This window comes from Kribbella sp. NPDC049227 (assembly GCF_043197265.1).
GTDB lineage: Bacteria > Actinomycetota > Actinomycetes > Propionibacteriales > Kribbellaceae > Kribbella.
Map to the genome: position 1 here is coordinate 346,050 of NZ_JBICST010000006.1, position 15,313 is coordinate 361,362.

A 15,313-nucleotide genomic window follows, 5' to 3' on the forward strand; every position below is an offset into this window, starting at 1 on the left:
CTCAGTCCTCGAGGAGATGGCGACGCTGGGCGTGGATGCCGGCCTGGAACCGGGTCCGCGCACCCAGCGTCTCCATCAGCTCGGCGACCCGGCGGCCGACCGTGCGACTGCTCAGCCCGAGCTGCCGCGCGATCGCGTCGTCCTTGAGGCCCGCGCCGAGCAGCGTCATCAATCGCGCGTCGAGCGGGTCTGTCTTGACCACGGGCACTACCGGAACTGCCTGGTCCCACAACAGCGTGAACATCTCGACCAGCGCGTCGAGCAACGCGCACGGATGGACGACGAGAGCGCTGTCGACCAGTTGGTCGACGTCCAGCGGCATCAACGCGGCCCGGCGGTCGAAGACGGCGAGCTTCATCGGCAGCTGCGGATGGATCCGCGAGGTCTCCCCGGCGTCCGCCGCGCTGTAGGCCTGGTCGACGCCGCCGGGACGGTCGAGTGAGTCGGGGGAGTAGATGCCCCGGACAACCACACCGTCGCTGAGCAGCCTGTGCACCCGCGGCTCCGACTCCCCGGTCTTCGACGCGTACGGCGGCCGGTCGAGCACCAGCAGCTCTTCGCGGGTCCCGTTGAGCAACTGCGCGAACCGGGCCGCGATCGCCTCCTGACCGACGATCACCTCGACCAGGTTCTCCGGCCGGTGCTGCTCCTGCGCTCGCAGCTCCGTCAGCAACACTCTTGCCTCGGCGCGAACCCGGTCCAGCTCGGCACGCCGTACCGCGACCAAGGCGTCGACGGCCACGTCGGGGCGGGTCGGCAGCAGCCGCATCGGATGGTCCGACGTGGTGGTGAGCAGTCCGAGGGTCTCCAGCCGCTCGACGGTCGCGGCAACCTCGTGCTCGTCGCGGTCGAGGAGCTTGGCCAGCTCCGCGATCCCGCACCCGGACGCGGTCAGCAGGGCGCGGTACGCCTCCTCGTCAGGCGGATCGACCCCCACCGACTCCAGCATCCGTCCCTCCCATCGCCCGGATCCCGGACAGGCTATCTCGTCTCCTGGATGCAGGTGGAATCGTTTTCCCGTTGGTGGCGACTTCGCGCCATGTCCGGCATACGTCAGGCGGTCCGCAGGTGCGAATCCACCCCGAGTGGGGTACGACTGTGTCTGCCGGGCGCGCGCGGATCGGACAGGGGACGTCTGGTCAAGCCTCAACGCGCGCGCCCGCCTACTTGGTGCGACGATGAGACGAAGGTGCAGCGCGAGCCGGCGGGTCACCTTCGAGTTACAGCTCGGTCGCAGGCTGTGGCGAATGCACCCCGGAATGTGGTCGACTGACGCACCGAATTCCTGGGAGGCACGATGAGCGAGAGCATGAGCGCCGCCGCACCTCAGACGGGCGAGCGTCCTGAACTCAAACGGGTCATGGGACCCGGCCTACTACTGCTGTTCGTGGTCGGGGACATTCTCGGTACCGGCGTGTACGCGCTGACCGGGAAGGTGGCCGGCGAGGTCGGCGGGGCGGTCTGGCTACCGTTCCTGTGCGCGTTCGTGGTCGCACTGCTGACCGCGACCAGCTATCTGGAACTCGTCACGAAGTACCCGAAGGCCGGCGGCGCGGCGGTCTACACGCACAAGGCGTTCGGGATCCACTTCCTCACCTTCCTGCTCACGTTCGCGGTGATGTGTTCCGGTCTCACCTCGGCCTCGAGCGCGTCGAAGGCGTTCGCCGCGAACTTCTTCAGCGCCGCCGACATCGACCCCGATCGCGGCTCACTGCTGATGATCACCGCGCTGGCGTTCATGACGCTGATCGCGCTGGTCAACCTCCGCGGCGTCGGCGAGAGCGTGAAGGCGAACGTCGTCCTGACCTGTGTCGAGTTGAGCGGTCTGCTGATCGTGATCGGCATCGGCGCGTGGGCGCTGGCCGGCGGCGACGGCGACACCGCGCGGCTGACCGAATTCAACGTCCCGTCCGGCGAGTCGCCGTTCGGCGCCGTCACCGCGGCGACCGCGCTGGCGTTCTTCGCGATGGTCGGCTTCGAGGACTCGGTGAACATGGCCGAGGAGACCAAGGACCCGGTCCGGATCTTCCCGAAGATGATGCTGACCGGCCTCTGCATCACCGGTGTCATCTACGTGCTGGTCGCGATCTCCGCGGTCGCGCTGGTGTCGCCGGAAGACCTGAACGAGGGCGCGACACCGCTGCTGAAGGTCGTCCAGGCCGGTGCGCCGGGCTTCCCGCTCGAGGTGTTCGCCTGGATCACCATGTTCGCGGTGGCCAACTCGGCGCTGATCAACATGCTGATGGCGAGCCGCCTGCTCTACGGCATGTCGCACGAGAAGGTCCTGCCCGGTCCGCTCGGCCGAGTACTGCGCCGGCGCCGGACGCCGTGGATCGCGATCCTGTTCACCACGCTGCTCGCGTTCGTCCTGATCGGGTACGCCGATCTGGCCGCGCTCGGTGGTACGACGGCGTTCCTGCTGCTGTGCGTGTTCGCGATCGTGAACGTGGCCGTGCTGGTACTTCGCCGGGACCCGGTCGAGCACAAGCACTTCCACGCCCCGACCGCGCTCCCGCTGCTCGGTGTGATCCTGTGCGTGTACCTGGCCAGCCCGCTGTCAGGGCGCGACTCGGCGGACTACAAGATCGCCGGCTGGCTGATGCTGATCGGTGTCGCGCTGTGGGCGATCACCTGGCTGCTGAACAAGTACGTGTTCAAGCGGCACGCCGAGTTCGATCCGAGCCATATCGACCCCGGTGGTCCAGTGAACTGACCGGCAGGAAGGCTGCGACCACCACCGTCGCGAGGGCCGCGAGCCCGGTGGCCACCGCGATCCAGCCGAGTGCCGGGTAGCCGGCGCCGGCGCCGATCGCGAGGCCACCGAGCCACGGCCCGGCGGTGATCCCGACGTTGAACGCGGAGAAGTTGGTCGCGGTCGCCAGGGTCGGTGCGTCGCCGGCCAGGCTGAAGACGCGGGCGTTGAGCGCCGGGTTGGTCGCGAAGCCGAAGCCGCCGAGAAGGACGACCACTGCGAGGGTGACGACGGGATTCGTCGCGGTGAGGGCGAGGACCGCGGACAGGATGCCCAGGCCGGTGATACCCACGAAGAGGGTGTGGAACGGCAGGGCGTCCGCGGTCCGCCCGCCGAGCGTGATGCCGATGAACGAACCCAGACCGTAGAGGGCGAGGACGCCCGGTACGGCGCTCGGCGTCAGCCCGGTCGTGTTGATCAGCAGGGGAGCGAGGTAGCTGAACACCACCAGGATCGTGGATGTGACCAGCGCGGTCGTGCCGAAGGCCAGCCAGAGTCGGGCGTGGAGCAGAGCACGAAGTTCCTCGCGCAGCTGCGGTGCACTCTCCGGATCCGGCCTGCCGGCGGGAATGGTCGCAAACACACCGGCCATCGCGAGCACACACAAACCGGCGACCGTCCAGAACGCCGATCGCCAGCCGAGGTTCTGCCCGAGCACCGTGCCGATCGGGAGACCGACGATGGTGGCGATGGTCAGGCCGCCGGTAACCACGCTCATCGCGCGAGCCCGCCGGTCGACAGGCACCAGCGCGACCACGGTGACGGCCGCGACCGACCAGAAACCGGCGTACACGAAGGCGCCGACGACGCGGGTGGCCAGGAGGATCGCGTAGTTCGGGGTCAACGCTCCCGCGACATGGGTGGCCGCGAAGATGCCGAGGAACACCAGCAACGCCGTACGCCGGGACCACTTGAGCGTGACCACCGCCAGGATCGGCGCACCGAGCAGCATGCCGACCGCGAACGCGGAGATCAGCAGGCCGGCGGCCGGGATGGAGGTCCGCAGATCGCCCGACAATTCGGGCAGCAGACCGGCGAGCATCAGCTCCGACGTTCCCTGCGCGAAGATGCTCAAGCCCAGCACATAGACGGCAACCGGCATCGCGTTCCCCCACCTCACCTCGATAGCCACCGGGAGTATCGCAGAGATCACTGTGTGCTGTCGCCGCGCCTGTCAAGGACTGAGACTTGGCCGGATACGGCATCGTTGATACATGAGCTCCCAGATACCTGCGAAGCGGACGGGCGGGGCGGTGGACGCTGCCCGGATCGGGAGCGGGCTGAAGCTGCTCGGTGTGCTGGTCGGGCTGATGTGGCTCAGCGAGATCATCGACGCGGCGACGAACGGCGCGCTGGATCAGTACGGGATCATCGCGCGTGATCCGCAGGGCTTGGTCGGCATCATCACCGCGCCGTTCCTGCACCTCGGCTTCGGCCACCTGATCTCGAACACGCTGCCGCTGGTGACACTCGGCCTGTTGATCGCCGTCGGCGGTGCGGCCCGGCTGTTCGCGGTGACGGCCATCGTGACCGTGATCGGCGGATTCGGCACCTGGCTGATCTCACCGCCGAACACGATCACCATCGGCGCCAGCGGTCTGGTCTTCGGGTACGCCGCCTACCTGATCATGCGCGGACTGTTCAACCGCCGGATCAGCCAGGTGCTGCTCGGCGTCGTGGTCGTCCTGGTCTGGGGGAGCGCCCTGCTCGGCGGGCTGCTTCCGCAGGACGGGATCTCCTGGCAGGGACACCTGTTCGGCGCGATCGCCGGTGTCCTGGCCGCCTGGATCCTGGCCGACGACCGGCCCAAGCGCAGGCCGGCCAGACCGGTCAGCTGAGCGTCGCGGGGTCCGTGTTGGCTCCGCAGACCACCACGACCACGCGCTCGCCGTCGGCCGGGCGATAGACGCCCGACTTCAGCGCGGCGTACGTGACGGCCGCGCCGTGCTCGACGGCCAGGTGGTACTCGTGCCAGAGCTCGTTGCGAGCAGCAACGATGGCTTCCTCGTCAACGAGCAGCGACCGTACGCCGTACTCCCGGGCGGCCGCGAACGCGAGATCACCGAGCCGCCGGGCACCGAGCGAGTCCGCAGCCACGCCGCCGACCGGCCCGTCGACCGGCTCGCCGGCCTCCAGTGCGCGGTGCAGGGTCGCCGACAACTCCGGCTCCACACCGATCACCTGCGCGTTGTCGCCGATCGCCGTCGCGATGCCCCCGATCAGCCCGCCACCACCGACCGCGACCAGGACGGTGTCGAAGGATCCGGCCTGCTCGAGCAGCTCCAGCCCGATGGTGCCCTGACCTGCCACGACTTCGGGCTGGTCGTAGGCATGCAGCAGCAGCGCGTCGCCCTGGTCCCGCGCTTCGACCGCAGCCTGATACGCCTCGGCGTATTCGTTCCCGACCTGGACCACCTCGGCGTCGAGCGTGCGCAGCTTGGCGACCTTCGGGGCGGGCGCGTTGACCGGAACGAAGATCCGCGCCGGTACGCCGAGTTCGCGGGCGGCATAGGCCGCGGCCAGACCCGCGTTGCCGCCGGACGCCGCGACGATGCCCTGCCCGGTCAGCTCGCCGCGTTCCTTCGCGACCAGGAGCCGGTTGAAGGCGCCGCGCGGTTTGAACGAGCCGGTGTGCTGCAGCAGCTCCAGCTTGAAGACCAGGCCCGGCGCCACCTCGATCACCGGAGTCCGTCGTACCCGTCCGGCGATCCGCTCCGCCGCCGCCCGCACCTCATCGACCCTTACCGTCATGCCCCAACCCTGCCACGATGAGAGAAGCCGACGGTTGGGAGGCCATCAGAAATGGGTGCGTACGACGAGAGCTACCGGCGGAGTCTCGCTGATCCGGAAGGGTTCTGGCTGGAGGCCGCGGAGGCGATCTCCTGGACCCGGCCACCGACGCGGGCACTCGACGACTCGGGCGCACCGCTGTACCGGTGGTACCCGGACGCCGAGCTCAACACGTCGTACAACGCACTCGACCGGCACATCGAGGCGGGGAACGGCGACCGCGTCGCGCTGATCTACGACTCACCGGTCACCGGCACGGGCCGCTCGTACACGTACGGCGAACTGCGGGACGAGGTCGCGCGGTTCGCCGGGGTGCTCGCATCGCTCGGTGTGGGTACGGGGGATCGTGTCATCGTCTACATGCCGATGGTGCCCGAGGCCGCCGTCGCGATGCTCGCGTGTGCGCGGCTCGGCGCGATCCACTCGGTGGTGTTCGGTGGGTTCGCACCCCGCGAGCTCGCCGCACGGATCGACGACGCGACGCCGAAGGTGATCGTGGCCGCGTCCTGCGGCATCGAGCCCACGCGCGTGGTCGAGTACAAGCCGATCATCGATGCGGCTCTCGAACTCAGCCGGCACCAGCCGGAGCGCACCGTGGTGCTGCAGCGGGAGACCGCACTGGCCGAGCTGGGCGAGCGCGATCTCGACTGGGCCGAGCTGGCCGCCGCGGCAAAGCCGGCCGATCCGGTCCCGGTCGCCGCGACCGATCCGCTCTACATCCTCTACACGTCAGGTACGACGGGGAAGCCGAAGGGCGTGGTCCGCGACAACGGTGGCCACGCGGTCGCGCTGTCCTGGTCGATGCGGGCGATCTACGACATCGGTCCGGGTGACGTGTGGTGGACCGCCTCCGATGTCGGCTGGGTCGTCGGACACTCGTACATCGTGTACGCGCCGCTGCTGGTCGGCGCGACCACCGTGCTCTACGAGGGCAAGCCGGTCGGTACGCCGGACGCCGGTGCGTTCTGGCGAGTCATCTCCGAGCACGGCGCGAAGGCCCTGTTCACCGCGCCGACCGCGATCCGGGCGATCAAGAAGGTCGATCCTGAGGCCGAGCTCGCGTCGAAGTACGACCTGAGCGCCTTCGGGACGCTGTTCCTGGCCGGCGAGCGGCTCGATCCCGAGACGTATCACTGGGCTCACGAGCATCTCGGCGTACCGGTGGTGGATCACTGGTGGCAGACGGAGACCGGATGGCCGATCGCCGCGAACCCGCGGGGACTCGAGGCGCTCCCGACCAAGCCGGGTTCGGCGACGGTCCCGGTGCCAGGGTGGGACGTGCAGATCCTGGACGCCGTGGGGATTCGGCAGCCCGCGGGCGAGGAGGGAGCGATCGCGATCAAGCTCCCGCTGCCGCCGGGTGCGCTGCCGACGCTGTGGGGTGACGACCAGCGCTACATCGACAACTACCTCAGCCGGTACGACGGCTACTACCTGACCGGCGACTCCGGGTACCTCGACGAAGACGGCTACATCTTCGTGATGGGCCGCACCGACGACGTCATCAACGTCGCCGGGCACCGCCTGTCGACCGGTTCGATGGAGGCGGTTCTGGCGGCTCATCCGGCGGTCGCCGAGTGTGCTGTGATCGGCGTACATGACGCGTTGAAGGGCCAGGTCCCGCGCGGTCTCGTCGTACTCAAGGCCGGTGCCGACATCCCGGAGGATGTCCTGCGGGACGAGTTGGTGACAGCGGTACGGCGGGAGATCGGGCCGGTGGCGGCGTTCCGGGACGTATCGGTGGTGGACGGCCTGCCGAAGACGCGGTCGGGGAAGATCCTGCGCAAGACGATGCGTGGAATCGCCGACGGGCGGGACGAGGCGGTGCCGTCGACGATCGAGGACGCGAGCGTGCTCGACGCGCTGCGTCCGATCCTGCGCCGTCAGTGAGCCAGGAACTCCAGTACCAACGGACCGGCGACTGCCCGGAACTCGTGGAAGTACGCGTGCCGAGCGCCTTGGATGAGTTCCGCGCGGGCACTGGGGATCCGGTCCGCGAGGAGCTGCGCGTTGGCGACCGGGCTGAAGATGTCGTCGGTCCCGTGCAGGATCAACGTCGGCGCACTGATGCTCGGCAGCCCGTCCCACGCGTCGTGCCTGTTGCTCGCGACCAGATGCCGCCGCTTCGCGTACGCCGGCATGTCAGGGTCACCGAGCACCGGGTGCGGACCAGGGTTCACGGCCAGCCAGGTCGGCGTGTACATGAGCTCGAGCAGCACGCTGTCGGTGCGTTGCGGGTCGGCCAGAGCGCGGCGGATCTCCTGACTCCGCTCGTAGCCGTGTTTGGCACCGGGTGACGTGCACCCGAGCACCAGCCTGTTGACGCGATCCGGATGGTTGATCGCGATCCACTGCGCGACCCGGCCACCCATCGACGTGCCGTACACCTGCGCGGCCGGCAACCCGAGGTCGTCGAGCACCGCGATCACGTCCTCGGCGAAGCCGGGTGTGCTGTAGATCTCGTCCGGCTTGTCGCTGTCCCCGGTGCCGCGCCAGTCCAGCGTGATCGTCCGGTACGTCGCCTCGAAGTCGGCCCGGACCGGGTCCCACCAGGTGTGGTTGTTGGCCTGGCCGGCCAGCAGGACGAGTGGTTGCCCCTCGCCACGGACCTGGTACGCGATCCGGTTCCCGTCGGGGGCTGTTGCGTGCGGCACGGGAGCAGTCTGCCTGATTCGGCGGCGAGTTAGGCTCGGGGTATGCGAGTGGTGATTGCGGGTGGACACGGACAGATCGCCCTGCGGCTGACCAGGCTGCTGGCCGGTGACGGTCACGAGGTGGTCGGGCTGGTCCGCAACCCCGATCACGAGGGCGACCTCACCGCGGCCGGTGGGCAGGCCGCCGTACTGGATCTCGAGCAGGCTGATGCCGCGGCCGTCGCAGGGGTCCTGTCCGGCGCCGACGTGGCGATCTTCGCCGCCGGTGCCGGCCCGGGCAGCGGGAACGCTCGCAAGGACACGGTCGACCGTGGTGCGGCCGCGCTGTTCGCCGACGCGTCCGAGCAGACCGGCGTACGGCGGCACATCCAGGTCGGCTCGATGGGCGCCGACCGGGCACCCTCGCTGACCGACGACGAGACCTTCACCGTCTACCTGCGGGCCAAGTGGGCTGCCGAGGAAGATCTGCGGTCGAGGGACCTCGACTGGACTGTCCTGCGGCCGGGCAGTCTGACCAACGACCCCGGCACCGGTCAGGTGCTGCTCGCCGACAAGACGGGCAACGGCAGGATCAGCCGCGACGACGTGGCGCTGGTGCTGGCGGGTCTGTGTGACACCCCGGCCTCGATCGGCCGGACCCTCGAACTCGTCGCCGGACAGACCCCGGTGGCCGAGGCCTTGACGACTCTTTGACGTTGCCACGAGCAACAGATTGTGACGGTTATGAGCGACACACTGCGGCAGGTGCAGTTCGAACGCCTGGCGAACAGCAGCTACGAGGTCCGCAACGCGCGCGGCGGCAGCATCCGGGTCGGCTCCGGCGGTGCGGACACCGACTTCACCCCGGTCGAGCTGCTGCTGGCCGCGATCGGCACCTGCTCGGCGATCGACGTCGACATCGTGGTCAGCCGGCGGGCCGAGCCGACCGAGTTCCGTGCCGAGGTGCGCGGCGACAAGGTCCGCGACGCCGAGGAGGGCAACCGGATGGAGAACCTCGCGGTCGAGTTCACCATCCGCTTCCCCGAGGGTGAGGACGGCGACAAGGCCCGGGAGGCCCTGCCGCGCGCGGTGAAGATGTCGCACGACCGCCTCTGCACGGTCAGCCGCACGGTCGAGCTCGGCACACCCGTCACGACGACGGTCGACGAAACGACCTAGGTCGTCAGGAACTCAACGACTGGGCGGAGGCGGGTCGTGAGGAGCTTCTGTGTCTTGCGGCTGTCGAGGCGAACGTCCGATGGCTGGCCCGGCACGAACGGCAACGTGTTCGGGTCCAGGCCGTCGCGAGCGGCGATCATCCGGCCGAGTTCCAGTCGGCTGACGGCATCCGGGCCGGCCACGTGAGCCGTGCCGGTGTGGTCTGATTCCAGCAACTCGAGCAGCGCGGTGGCCAGGTCGCTGACATGCACCGGGCACCGGATGTTGCCGGCGAACAGTGCTCCCGGTTGCCCGCTCGCCAACGCGTGCACGAGGCGTTCGCTGGCCGACGTACCGTCGCTCCCGACGATGATCGACGTACGCGCGATCACCGCGGACGGATCGACCGCGCGGATCGTCGTCTCGGCGGCCGCCTTCGCCGCGCCGTACGGCGTCACCGGGCACGGCGCCGCATCCTCGTCGTACAGCTGGTCGCCTCCGCCGAACACCACATCCGTCGACACGAACACGAGCCTGGCACCTCTTGCGGCAACGGCCAGATTGGCGGCTCCGTCAGCAGTGGTCTCCCAGTCGGACTGCCGGAACGCCGCGTGAATGATGCCATCGGGACGGACCCGGCGCAGCACGTCCGCGACCTCGCCGCGGTCCCGGACATCCATCCGAACCCCGCCCGCGACCGCAGCCGTGTGGTACGTCGGAACGACGTCATGCCCAGCCAGCCGCACGACCTCACGCCCCAGGAAGCCGGCGGCCCCAGTGACGAGAAGCCTCACACCGACAGCCTACGACGCTCCAATCGCCAGCCGGCAGTCCTCGTACTGCGCTTCACCTCCGCGACCGTGCGGATCTTGCGCGGTGTCATCCACGACTGCGACGGCTTGTGCAACATCCAACCGCCGCCGATCGTGATCGCCGCGTGCTCCACGAGACCATCCAGGTTGCGCCAGACGAACACAGTCCCCGGTACGTCGTCATGTCCGCGCGGGACTGTGTTGCCGGCGAGCCACTCCTCGAAGGGCTCGCGCACCATCCAGACCTGGTCCGCTCCGTCGACGCCGGCCGCTGCCATGACGGTCCCGAAGCAGTTGGGTCCGCTGCCCGCGGCGAATGTCCCGGCGAGCTCGCGGACGCGCGGGAGCGTGGACGGCCACTCGCGGACTTCGGCGTGCCGACTCGGTCCGATGTCCTCGCTGACGACGTGTGGGAGCACGCGCTCGGCCCGATCCTCGAGCAACGACTTCCACCAGACGAACCGATGGCCGTCGGCCTGCCGGCGGATCTCCGGACCGAGGATCGCGTGCCACCGGCGCACGGTCGGCACGGCGCCACGGTCGTGTCGGACCTGCGCGCGGACCAGTGCGGCTCGCGTCGGCTTCGGCAGCGCGGCGTACGTCGCTTCATCCAGCCAAGCCACGTGCGTCGCGGAGCTGTCCAGCCTGTAGACGCGATAGGTGTCGCGCTGCTCCCGCGTCGGCTCACGGTCATCCGTCACGAGGCCCCAGTCCTTCGCCTGCTGCCTGGTGACGTAGAACGGCTGGACCTCGGGCGCGAGCCAGTCGACCCAGTGCGCGAGCAGGGCGGGGGAGACCTCGATGCCGAGGACCGTCAGAGTCACCCGGCCAACGCTCTCAACTCCCGCAGCTGACCGCTACCGGGTTTCGCCGGGCGCGGCCTGCGGGCCGCGGTACGGCTGGGTCTGCGTGTAGACGAGGTTGGTCGTGGTGCTGCCGAACTCGGTGAGCTCGTTGACGAGTTCCTCCAGGTGCGGCATGGACCCGGCGGCGACCTTGAGCGTGTAACAGTCGTCGCCGGTGGTGCGCAGGCATTCGAGGATCTCGTGCCGCTCCTTCAGCAACTGGCGCAGCGGCTCGTGCTTGTTGCCCGGATACTTCAGCCGGACGACGGCGAGTACGGCGTACCCGACCTTGGTCAGGTCGACGTCGGCACGGTAGCCGCTGATGACGCCGGTCGACTCGAGCCGGCGGACCCGCTCGGTCGCTGCGGAGGCGCTGAGGTTCACTCGGCGGCCGAGCTCGGTCAGCGACATCCGCGCGTCGTTCTGCAGCTCGACCAGGATGGCCCAGTCGGTCGGATCGAGAGTCTCGGTCATACCGCGATATTACCGGTGATTCCCCGGCCGATGCCGCCGTACGCCGGGAGGAATCCCTTCAAAACAGCACGTTCGCCTCGATAGCCTGGATGGCGTGGAACTTGGTGTGAATGTCCCGAACTTCGGTCCCGGCACGAATCCGGACCGGCTGCGTGGCTGGGCCCGGACGGTGGAGGGTCTCGGCTACGACCTGTTGATGGTGTCCGATCATGTCGTGATCACGCCCGATGTCGCCGAGCAGTATCCGGCGCCGTTCTACGAGCCGTTCACCACGTTGAGCTGGCTGGCCGGGATCACCGACGGGATCAGGCTCGGCACGACCGTGCTGATCGCGCCGTACCGGCACCCGTTGCTGGTGGCAAGGATGGCGGCGAACCTGCAGCAATTGAGCGGCGGCCGGCTGGTGCTCGGCGTCGGCGTTGGCTGGGCGAGGCAGGAGTTCGAGGCGCTGGGGGCGGACTTCGCTCGCCGCGGCAAGGACACCGATGAGCTCCTGGTCGAGCTCCGCCGGGCCTGGGCGGACCAGAAGGACTACGGCGGTGGCGAGCAGCCTCCGCTGTGGATCGGCGGACGCAGTACGGCGGGTATGCGGCGCGCGGTCCGGTACGGCGACGCGTGGCATCCGCTCCGGGAGCGGGTCGACTGGATGCGTGACGCGGTCGACCGGCTGCGGGCGATCGCCGCCGAGGAGGACCGGCCAGTGCCCGGCTTCGCGCCGCGGATCCTGCTCCGGCTGACCGACGATCCGCTGCCCGACGACGAGAGAGCCGCGGGCGAGGGCTCGCTCGAACAGATCCTCACCGACATCGACGTACTCCGTGATCTGGGCGCGCGGAGCGTCGTACTGGATCCCTTCCTGGGGGATCCTGCCGAGACCGAACGGCCCGAGGTGGCCTGGCAGGCGCTGGCGACGATCGCCGCGCACCGACGATGGGAGAACACGTGACCCCCGAAGCAGAAGGCTTCCTCCGCCGCGCGATCGAACTGGCCGCGGCCGCGCGCCAGTCCGGCAACCCGCCGTTCGGGTCGCTGCTGGTCGGACCGGACGGGACCGTCCTGGCCGAGGAGCAGAACACGAGCATCACCGAGGGCGACATCAGCTTCCATCCCGAGCTGAAGCTCGCCGTCTGGGCGGCGCGCAACCTCGACGCCGACGCGGCCGCGGGCACGACCATGTACACGAGTTGCCAGCCGTGCGGAATGTGCTCCGGCGCGCTCGCCCGGTCCGGCCTCGGCCGAGTCGTCTACGCGCTGTCCGGTGAGCAGTTGGACGGACTCAAGTCGACCGGCAGCTTCCCCGCCGTACCGCAGGAAGGACCTGCCCTGTACGACGAGGCGCGCGTGCCGGTCGACGGGTACTACTCGTAGGGGCCGGCCGCACCGGCCGGCCCCTCGCCATCAGAGCGGTGCGAGGCAGAGCGTGTACTTCGAGGAGCTCTCCTCCACCGTGTACGACGCCTCGACACCCTCGAACTGGTCGCACTGGGAGTCGTCGGTGCTGTCGTCGAGCTTGCCGACGATCTTGTAGGCCGCCTCGGACGACGTGCAGTCGACGACCTTCACGTCCGGGTCGTCGGCCGTGCCGTTGTTCACCACGCACTGACCGACCGCGGCCTCCGAGGTGGTGGTCGTGGTCAGGTTGCCGATCACGATCGCCGCGATCACCAGGATCGGGAGCAGCAGACCGAGGATGGCCGGGCGCCGGAACAGCGGCTTGCCCGGATCCATCGGCCGGCCCGGCGCACCAGGCGCCGGCTCGGGCAGACTCTTGAACTTCTGCATCGGGCCGATGTTCATCAGCATGGTGATCGGGTTGACGATCGACGACCCGATACCCCACCAGCCCTGCCACAGGCTCTTCGCCGTCATGTCCCGCACGGTCGCGATCCCGCAGGTCCGGCAGAACGGTCCCTGCAGCTTCAGGAACCGCATCAGGATGATCAGGCCCTGGTGCCCGCGCACGGTCGCGTCGACCGCCGGGAGCGAACCACAGAACCGGCACTGCAGCCCCATCTGCGCACCGGGGTACGCCGGCAGCGGCTGCTGCCCGAACTGGCCCTGCTGATCATGCTGACCCTGGTGGCCGAACTGGTCCTGCTGGCCCGGCGGCGGGAACTGGCCTTGCTGGGGGAATGACTGGCCCGGCTGGCCCGGCTGCGGCGGGGCCTGGTGGAACGGCTGCTGCTGGTAGGCCTGGACCGGCTGCTGGGACTGCGGCTGGCCCGGGTACTGCCCAGACTGCTGGCCCGGCTGCTCGGGCTGGGTGTAGTGGGGGAACTGCTCCGGCGGAGGTCCGTAACCGCCCGGCTGACCGGGGTACGGATTCTGCGGCGGTTGCGGTGGTGATGTGGTCACGGACGCATCCTGAGAATCGAGAGGGACACCAAACCACGGCACCCTACTCACCCCACCGGGCCATCCGGACCATCGGTGTGGCAGCGTGCCGCCATGCTCACCATCGGCCCGCTGGAACCTACCGACCGTGACGACTGGCAGCGACTGTTTGCCGGGTACAACGAGTTCTACGGCCGCACCATGCCGCCGGAGTTCTTCGACCAGGCCTGGACGCGGTTCCGGCGTACCGAGGAGATCCACGCGCTCGGCGCGCGGCTCGACGGGCAACTGGTCGGCATCGCGCACTTCCTGACCCACGCGAGTACGACGGCGCCGGACTCCTGCTACCTGCAGGATCTGTTCACCGCTCCGCAAGCGCGGGGCAAGGGCGCGGCCCGGGCGTTGATCGCCGCCGTCACCGATTGGGCGAAGGAGCGGGGGTGCGGCCGGGTCTACTGGTCGACCCACGAGAGCAATGCGACGGCCCGCCGGCTCTACGACCAGGTCGCCGAGAACCGCGGCTTCATCCTGTATCAGATCCCGCTGTAGCGGTCGGCGAGTTCCTGGCCGAGTCGCGCCAGCTCGGCCTGCACCGACGGAGGATCGACCACCTCGATCGACCCACCCCAGCCGGCCAGATGTTGCGCGATCATCAGGGGTGTCGGCGCGGTGACCTTCAGCCGCGCGCGGTCGCCCTCCATCCCGTCGACCTCGCAGTTGCGCCCGAGCCGGTCCTGCATGACCCAGACGAACCGCTCGTCCATCAGTACGGTCGCCGTCAGACCGGACCGCCGTTCCTCCATCCGGTCGACGATCTCTTCCCAGGCAGCGGACAGATCGAAGTCGGCCGGCCGCTCGAACCCCGTAGCGGTCACCTCCGCCGACAGCACCCGATCGACCCGGAACGTCCGCTGCCCCTTCTCGGTCCAGGCGATCAAGTACCAGACGTCGTCCTTGTCCACGAGCCCGAGTGGATCGACCACTCGCGCCGACGCGTCACGCCCGCGTCCGGCGTACTCGACCCGCACCTTCACCCGCCGTACGACGGCATCCTGCAAGCGGCGTACCAACTCGGGCCGTTCCTTCACGTGCTCACCCCAGCGCGCCGGGTCGATCACCACCGCCTCGGCCGCTGCCTGCGCGTGCTCTCGGAAGGTGTCCGGCAGCGCCCGCACCAGCTTCCGCAGCGCCGCCTTCGCATCAGGGGCGATCGACGCGGCCGGCCCAACCAGCAGGAACAAAGCCTGTGCTTCCGTCGCGGTCAGCCCGCTGAGGTCGGTGCGGGCGCCGCCGATGAGCTGCCAGCCACCATTGCGTCCAGGCTGTGGGTAGACCGGGATGCCCGCGGTGGACAGTGCCTCGAGGTCGCGGCGCGCGGTCGCGACCGAGATCTCGAGTTCGCCGGCCACCTCGGCCGCGGTCACCCGGCCCCGGGCCTGCATCAGCAGCAACACAGCCACCAGTCGATCCGCGCGCACGCCCTCATCGTCGCAGAGAAAGCGCTCACCGAGTGAG

General features: G+C 69.3%; 17 protein-coding genes. 8 read left to right on the forward strand and 9 right to left on the reverse strand.

Annotated elements, in window-relative coordinates; genetic code table 11:
* Window position 1: 1 nt before the first annotated feature.
* Window positions 2–949 carry a transcriptional regulator TrmB gene (locus ACGFH6_RS27655; protein ID WP_393389593.1) on the reverse strand — a complete coding sequence of 316 codons (948 nt, stop codon included), beginning with the start codon at window positions 947–949 and terminating at the stop codon, window positions 2–4.
* A 348-nt stretch (window positions 950–1,297) separates the two neighbouring features.
* Here ACGFH6_RS27655 and ACGFH6_RS27660 point away from each other — a divergent pair, with 348 nt between their 5' ends.
* The gene (locus ACGFH6_RS27660) at window positions 1,298–2,713 is read left to right on the forward strand and encodes an APC family permease (protein ID WP_393389596.1); all 1,416 of its coding nucleotides are present in this window, start codon (window positions 1,298–1,300) and stop codon (window positions 2,711–2,713) included.
* On the opposite strand, the gene ACGFH6_RS27665 is transcribed toward ACGFH6_RS27660, so the two are convergent.
* Entirely contained in the window at window positions 2,655–3,884 is a 1,230-nt protein-coding gene (locus ACGFH6_RS27665; protein ID WP_393389599.1) for a Cmx/CmrA family chloramphenicol efflux MFS transporter, read from the reverse strand. The genes ACGFH6_RS27660 and ACGFH6_RS27665 overlap by 59 nt on opposite strands.
* 82 nt (window positions 3,885–3,966) lie before the next feature.
* Between ACGFH6_RS27665 and ACGFH6_RS27670 the strand changes: the two genes are divergently transcribed.
* Window positions 3,967–4,590, forward strand: coding sequence for a rhomboid family intramembrane serine protease (locus ACGFH6_RS27670; protein ID WP_393389602.1), 624 nt, complete (start codon window positions 3,967–3,969; stop codon window positions 4,588–4,590).
* Here the strand turns inward: ACGFH6_RS27670 and ACGFH6_RS27675 are convergent.
* The gene (locus ACGFH6_RS27675) at window positions 4,583–5,503 is read right to left on the reverse strand and encodes a threonine/serine dehydratase (RefSeq protein ID WP_393389605.1); all 921 of its coding nucleotides are present in this window, start codon (window positions 5,501–5,503) and stop codon (window positions 4,583–4,585) included. The genes ACGFH6_RS27670 and ACGFH6_RS27675 overlap by 8 nt on opposite strands.
* A 51-nt stretch (window positions 5,504–5,554) precedes the next feature.
* On the opposite strand from ACGFH6_RS27675, the gene ACGFH6_RS27680 reads away from it, so the two are divergent.
* On the forward strand, window positions 5,555–7,432 hold the full coding sequence (locus tag ACGFH6_RS27680) for a propionyl-CoA synthetase (RefSeq protein WP_393389607.1): 1,878 nt from the start codon (window positions 5,555–5,557) through the stop codon (window positions 7,430–7,432).
* Here ACGFH6_RS27680 and ACGFH6_RS27685 read toward each other — a convergent pair.
* Window positions 7,426–8,196: an alpha/beta fold hydrolase gene (locus ACGFH6_RS27685; protein WP_393389609.1), complete on the reverse strand. Its 771-nt coding sequence runs from the start codon at window positions 8,194–8,196 to the stop codon at window positions 7,426–7,428. The two genes, ACGFH6_RS27680 and ACGFH6_RS27685, sit on opposite strands and share 7 nt — an antisense overlap.
* Before the next feature lie 42 nt (window positions 8,197–8,238).
* Here ACGFH6_RS27685 and ACGFH6_RS27690 point away from each other — a divergent pair, with 42 nt between their 5' ends.
* Window positions 8,239–8,889 (forward strand): SDR family oxidoreductase, encoded by a 651-nt coding sequence (locus ACGFH6_RS27690; protein ID WP_393389611.1) that lies wholly within the window; start codon window positions 8,239–8,241, stop codon window positions 8,887–8,889.
* 30 nt (window positions 8,890–8,919) lie between these two features.
* A complete protein-coding gene (locus ACGFH6_RS27695; protein WP_393389614.1) occupies window positions 8,920–9,354 on the forward strand; it encodes an OsmC family protein in 435 nt (144 codons plus the stop codon).
* Here ACGFH6_RS27695 and ACGFH6_RS27700 read toward each other — a convergent pair.
* From ACGFH6_RS27700 to ACGFH6_RS27710, 3 genes are read right to left on the reverse strand one after another with little or no spacing between them, the layout of a single operon-like run.
* On the reverse strand, window positions 9,351–10,127 hold the full coding sequence (locus ACGFH6_RS27700; RefSeq protein ID WP_393389617.1) for an SDR family oxidoreductase: 777 nt from the start codon (window positions 10,125–10,127) through the stop codon (window positions 9,351–9,353). The two genes, ACGFH6_RS27695 and ACGFH6_RS27700, sit on opposite strands and share 4 nt — an antisense overlap.
* Window positions 10,124–10,969: a hypothetical protein gene (locus tag ACGFH6_RS27705; protein ID WP_393389620.1), complete on the reverse strand. Its 846-nt coding sequence runs from the start codon at window positions 10,967–10,969 to the stop codon at window positions 10,124–10,126. Before ACGFH6_RS27705 ends, ACGFH6_RS27700 begins: the two co-directional genes overlap by 4 nt.
* A 33-nt stretch (window positions 10,970–11,002) precedes the next feature.
* On the reverse strand, window positions 11,003–11,464 hold the full coding sequence (locus ACGFH6_RS27710; protein WP_393389623.1) for an Lrp/AsnC family transcriptional regulator: 462 nt from the start codon (window positions 11,462–11,464) through the stop codon (window positions 11,003–11,005).
* 94 nt (window positions 11,465–11,558) lie between these two features.
* Between ACGFH6_RS27710 and ACGFH6_RS27715 the strand changes: the two genes are divergently transcribed.
* Window positions 11,559–12,410 carry a TIGR03619 family F420-dependent LLM class oxidoreductase gene (locus ACGFH6_RS27715; RefSeq protein WP_393389626.1) on the forward strand — a complete coding sequence of 284 codons (852 nt, stop codon included), beginning with the start codon at window positions 11,559–11,561 and terminating at the stop codon, window positions 12,408–12,410.
* Window positions 12,407–12,832, forward strand: a complete 426-nt coding sequence (locus ACGFH6_RS27720) for a nucleoside deaminase (protein ID WP_393389629.1) — start codon at window positions 12,407–12,409, stop codon at window positions 12,830–12,832. Before ACGFH6_RS27715 ends, ACGFH6_RS27720 begins: the two co-directional genes overlap by 4 nt.
* Before the next feature lie 30 nt (window positions 12,833–12,862).
* On the opposite strand, the gene ACGFH6_RS27725 is transcribed toward ACGFH6_RS27720, so the two are convergent.
* A complete protein-coding gene (locus tag ACGFH6_RS27725) occupies window positions 12,863–13,819 on the reverse strand; it encodes a toxin-antitoxin system, toxin component (RefSeq protein WP_393389632.1) in 957 nt (318 codons plus the stop codon).
* A 93-nt stretch (window positions 13,820–13,912) separates the two neighbouring features.
* Here ACGFH6_RS27725 and ACGFH6_RS27730 point away from each other — a divergent pair, with 93 nt between their 5' ends.
* The gene (locus ACGFH6_RS27730; protein ID WP_393389635.1) at window positions 13,913–14,347 is read left to right on the forward strand and encodes a GNAT family N-acetyltransferase; all 435 of its coding nucleotides are present in this window, start codon (window positions 13,913–13,915) and stop codon (window positions 14,345–14,347) included.
* Here ACGFH6_RS27730 and ACGFH6_RS27735 read toward each other — a convergent pair.
* On the reverse strand, window positions 14,332–15,276 hold the full coding sequence (locus ACGFH6_RS27735; protein WP_393389638.1) for a helix-turn-helix transcriptional regulator: 945 nt from the start codon (window positions 15,274–15,276) through the stop codon (window positions 14,332–14,334). The two genes, ACGFH6_RS27730 and ACGFH6_RS27735, sit on opposite strands and share 16 nt — an antisense overlap.
* Window positions 15,277–15,313 lie beyond the last annotated feature (37 nt).

Bases quoted from the DNA above. Each gene is read 5' to 3' on its own strand.
- ACGFH6_RS27655 (WP_393389593.1), bottom strand. From the start codon at position 949: ATGCTGGAGTCGGTGGGGGTCGATCCGCCTGACGAGGAGGCGTACCGC.
- ACGFH6_RS27660 (WP_393389596.1), top strand. From the start codon at position 1,298: ATGAGCGAGAGCATGAGCGCCGCCGCACCTCAGACGGGCGAGCGTCCT.
- ACGFH6_RS27670 (WP_393389602.1), top strand. From the start codon at position 3,967: ATGAGCTCCCAGATACCTGCGAAGCGGACGGGCGGGGCGGTGGACGCT.
- ACGFH6_RS27675 (WP_393389605.1), bottom strand. From the start codon at position 5,503: ATGACGGTAAGGGTCGATGAGGTGCGGGCGGCGGCGGAGCGGATCGCC.
- ACGFH6_RS27680 (WP_393389607.1), top strand. From the start codon at position 5,555: ATGGGTGCGTACGACGAGAGCTACCGGCGGAGTCTCGCTGATCCGGAA.
- ACGFH6_RS27690 (WP_393389611.1), top strand. From the start codon at position 8,239: ATGCGAGTGGTGATTGCGGGTGGACACGGACAGATCGCCCTGCGGCTG.
- ACGFH6_RS27695 (WP_393389614.1), top strand. From the start codon at position 8,920: ATGAGCGACACACTGCGGCAGGTGCAGTTCGAACGCCTGGCGAACAGC.
- ACGFH6_RS27710 (WP_393389623.1), bottom strand. From the start codon at position 11,464: ATGACCGAGACTCTCGATCCGACCGACTGGGCCATCCTGGTCGAGCTG.
- ACGFH6_RS27730 (WP_393389635.1), top strand. From the start codon at position 13,913: ATGCTCACCATCGGCCCGCTGGAACCTACCGACCGTGACGACTGGCAG.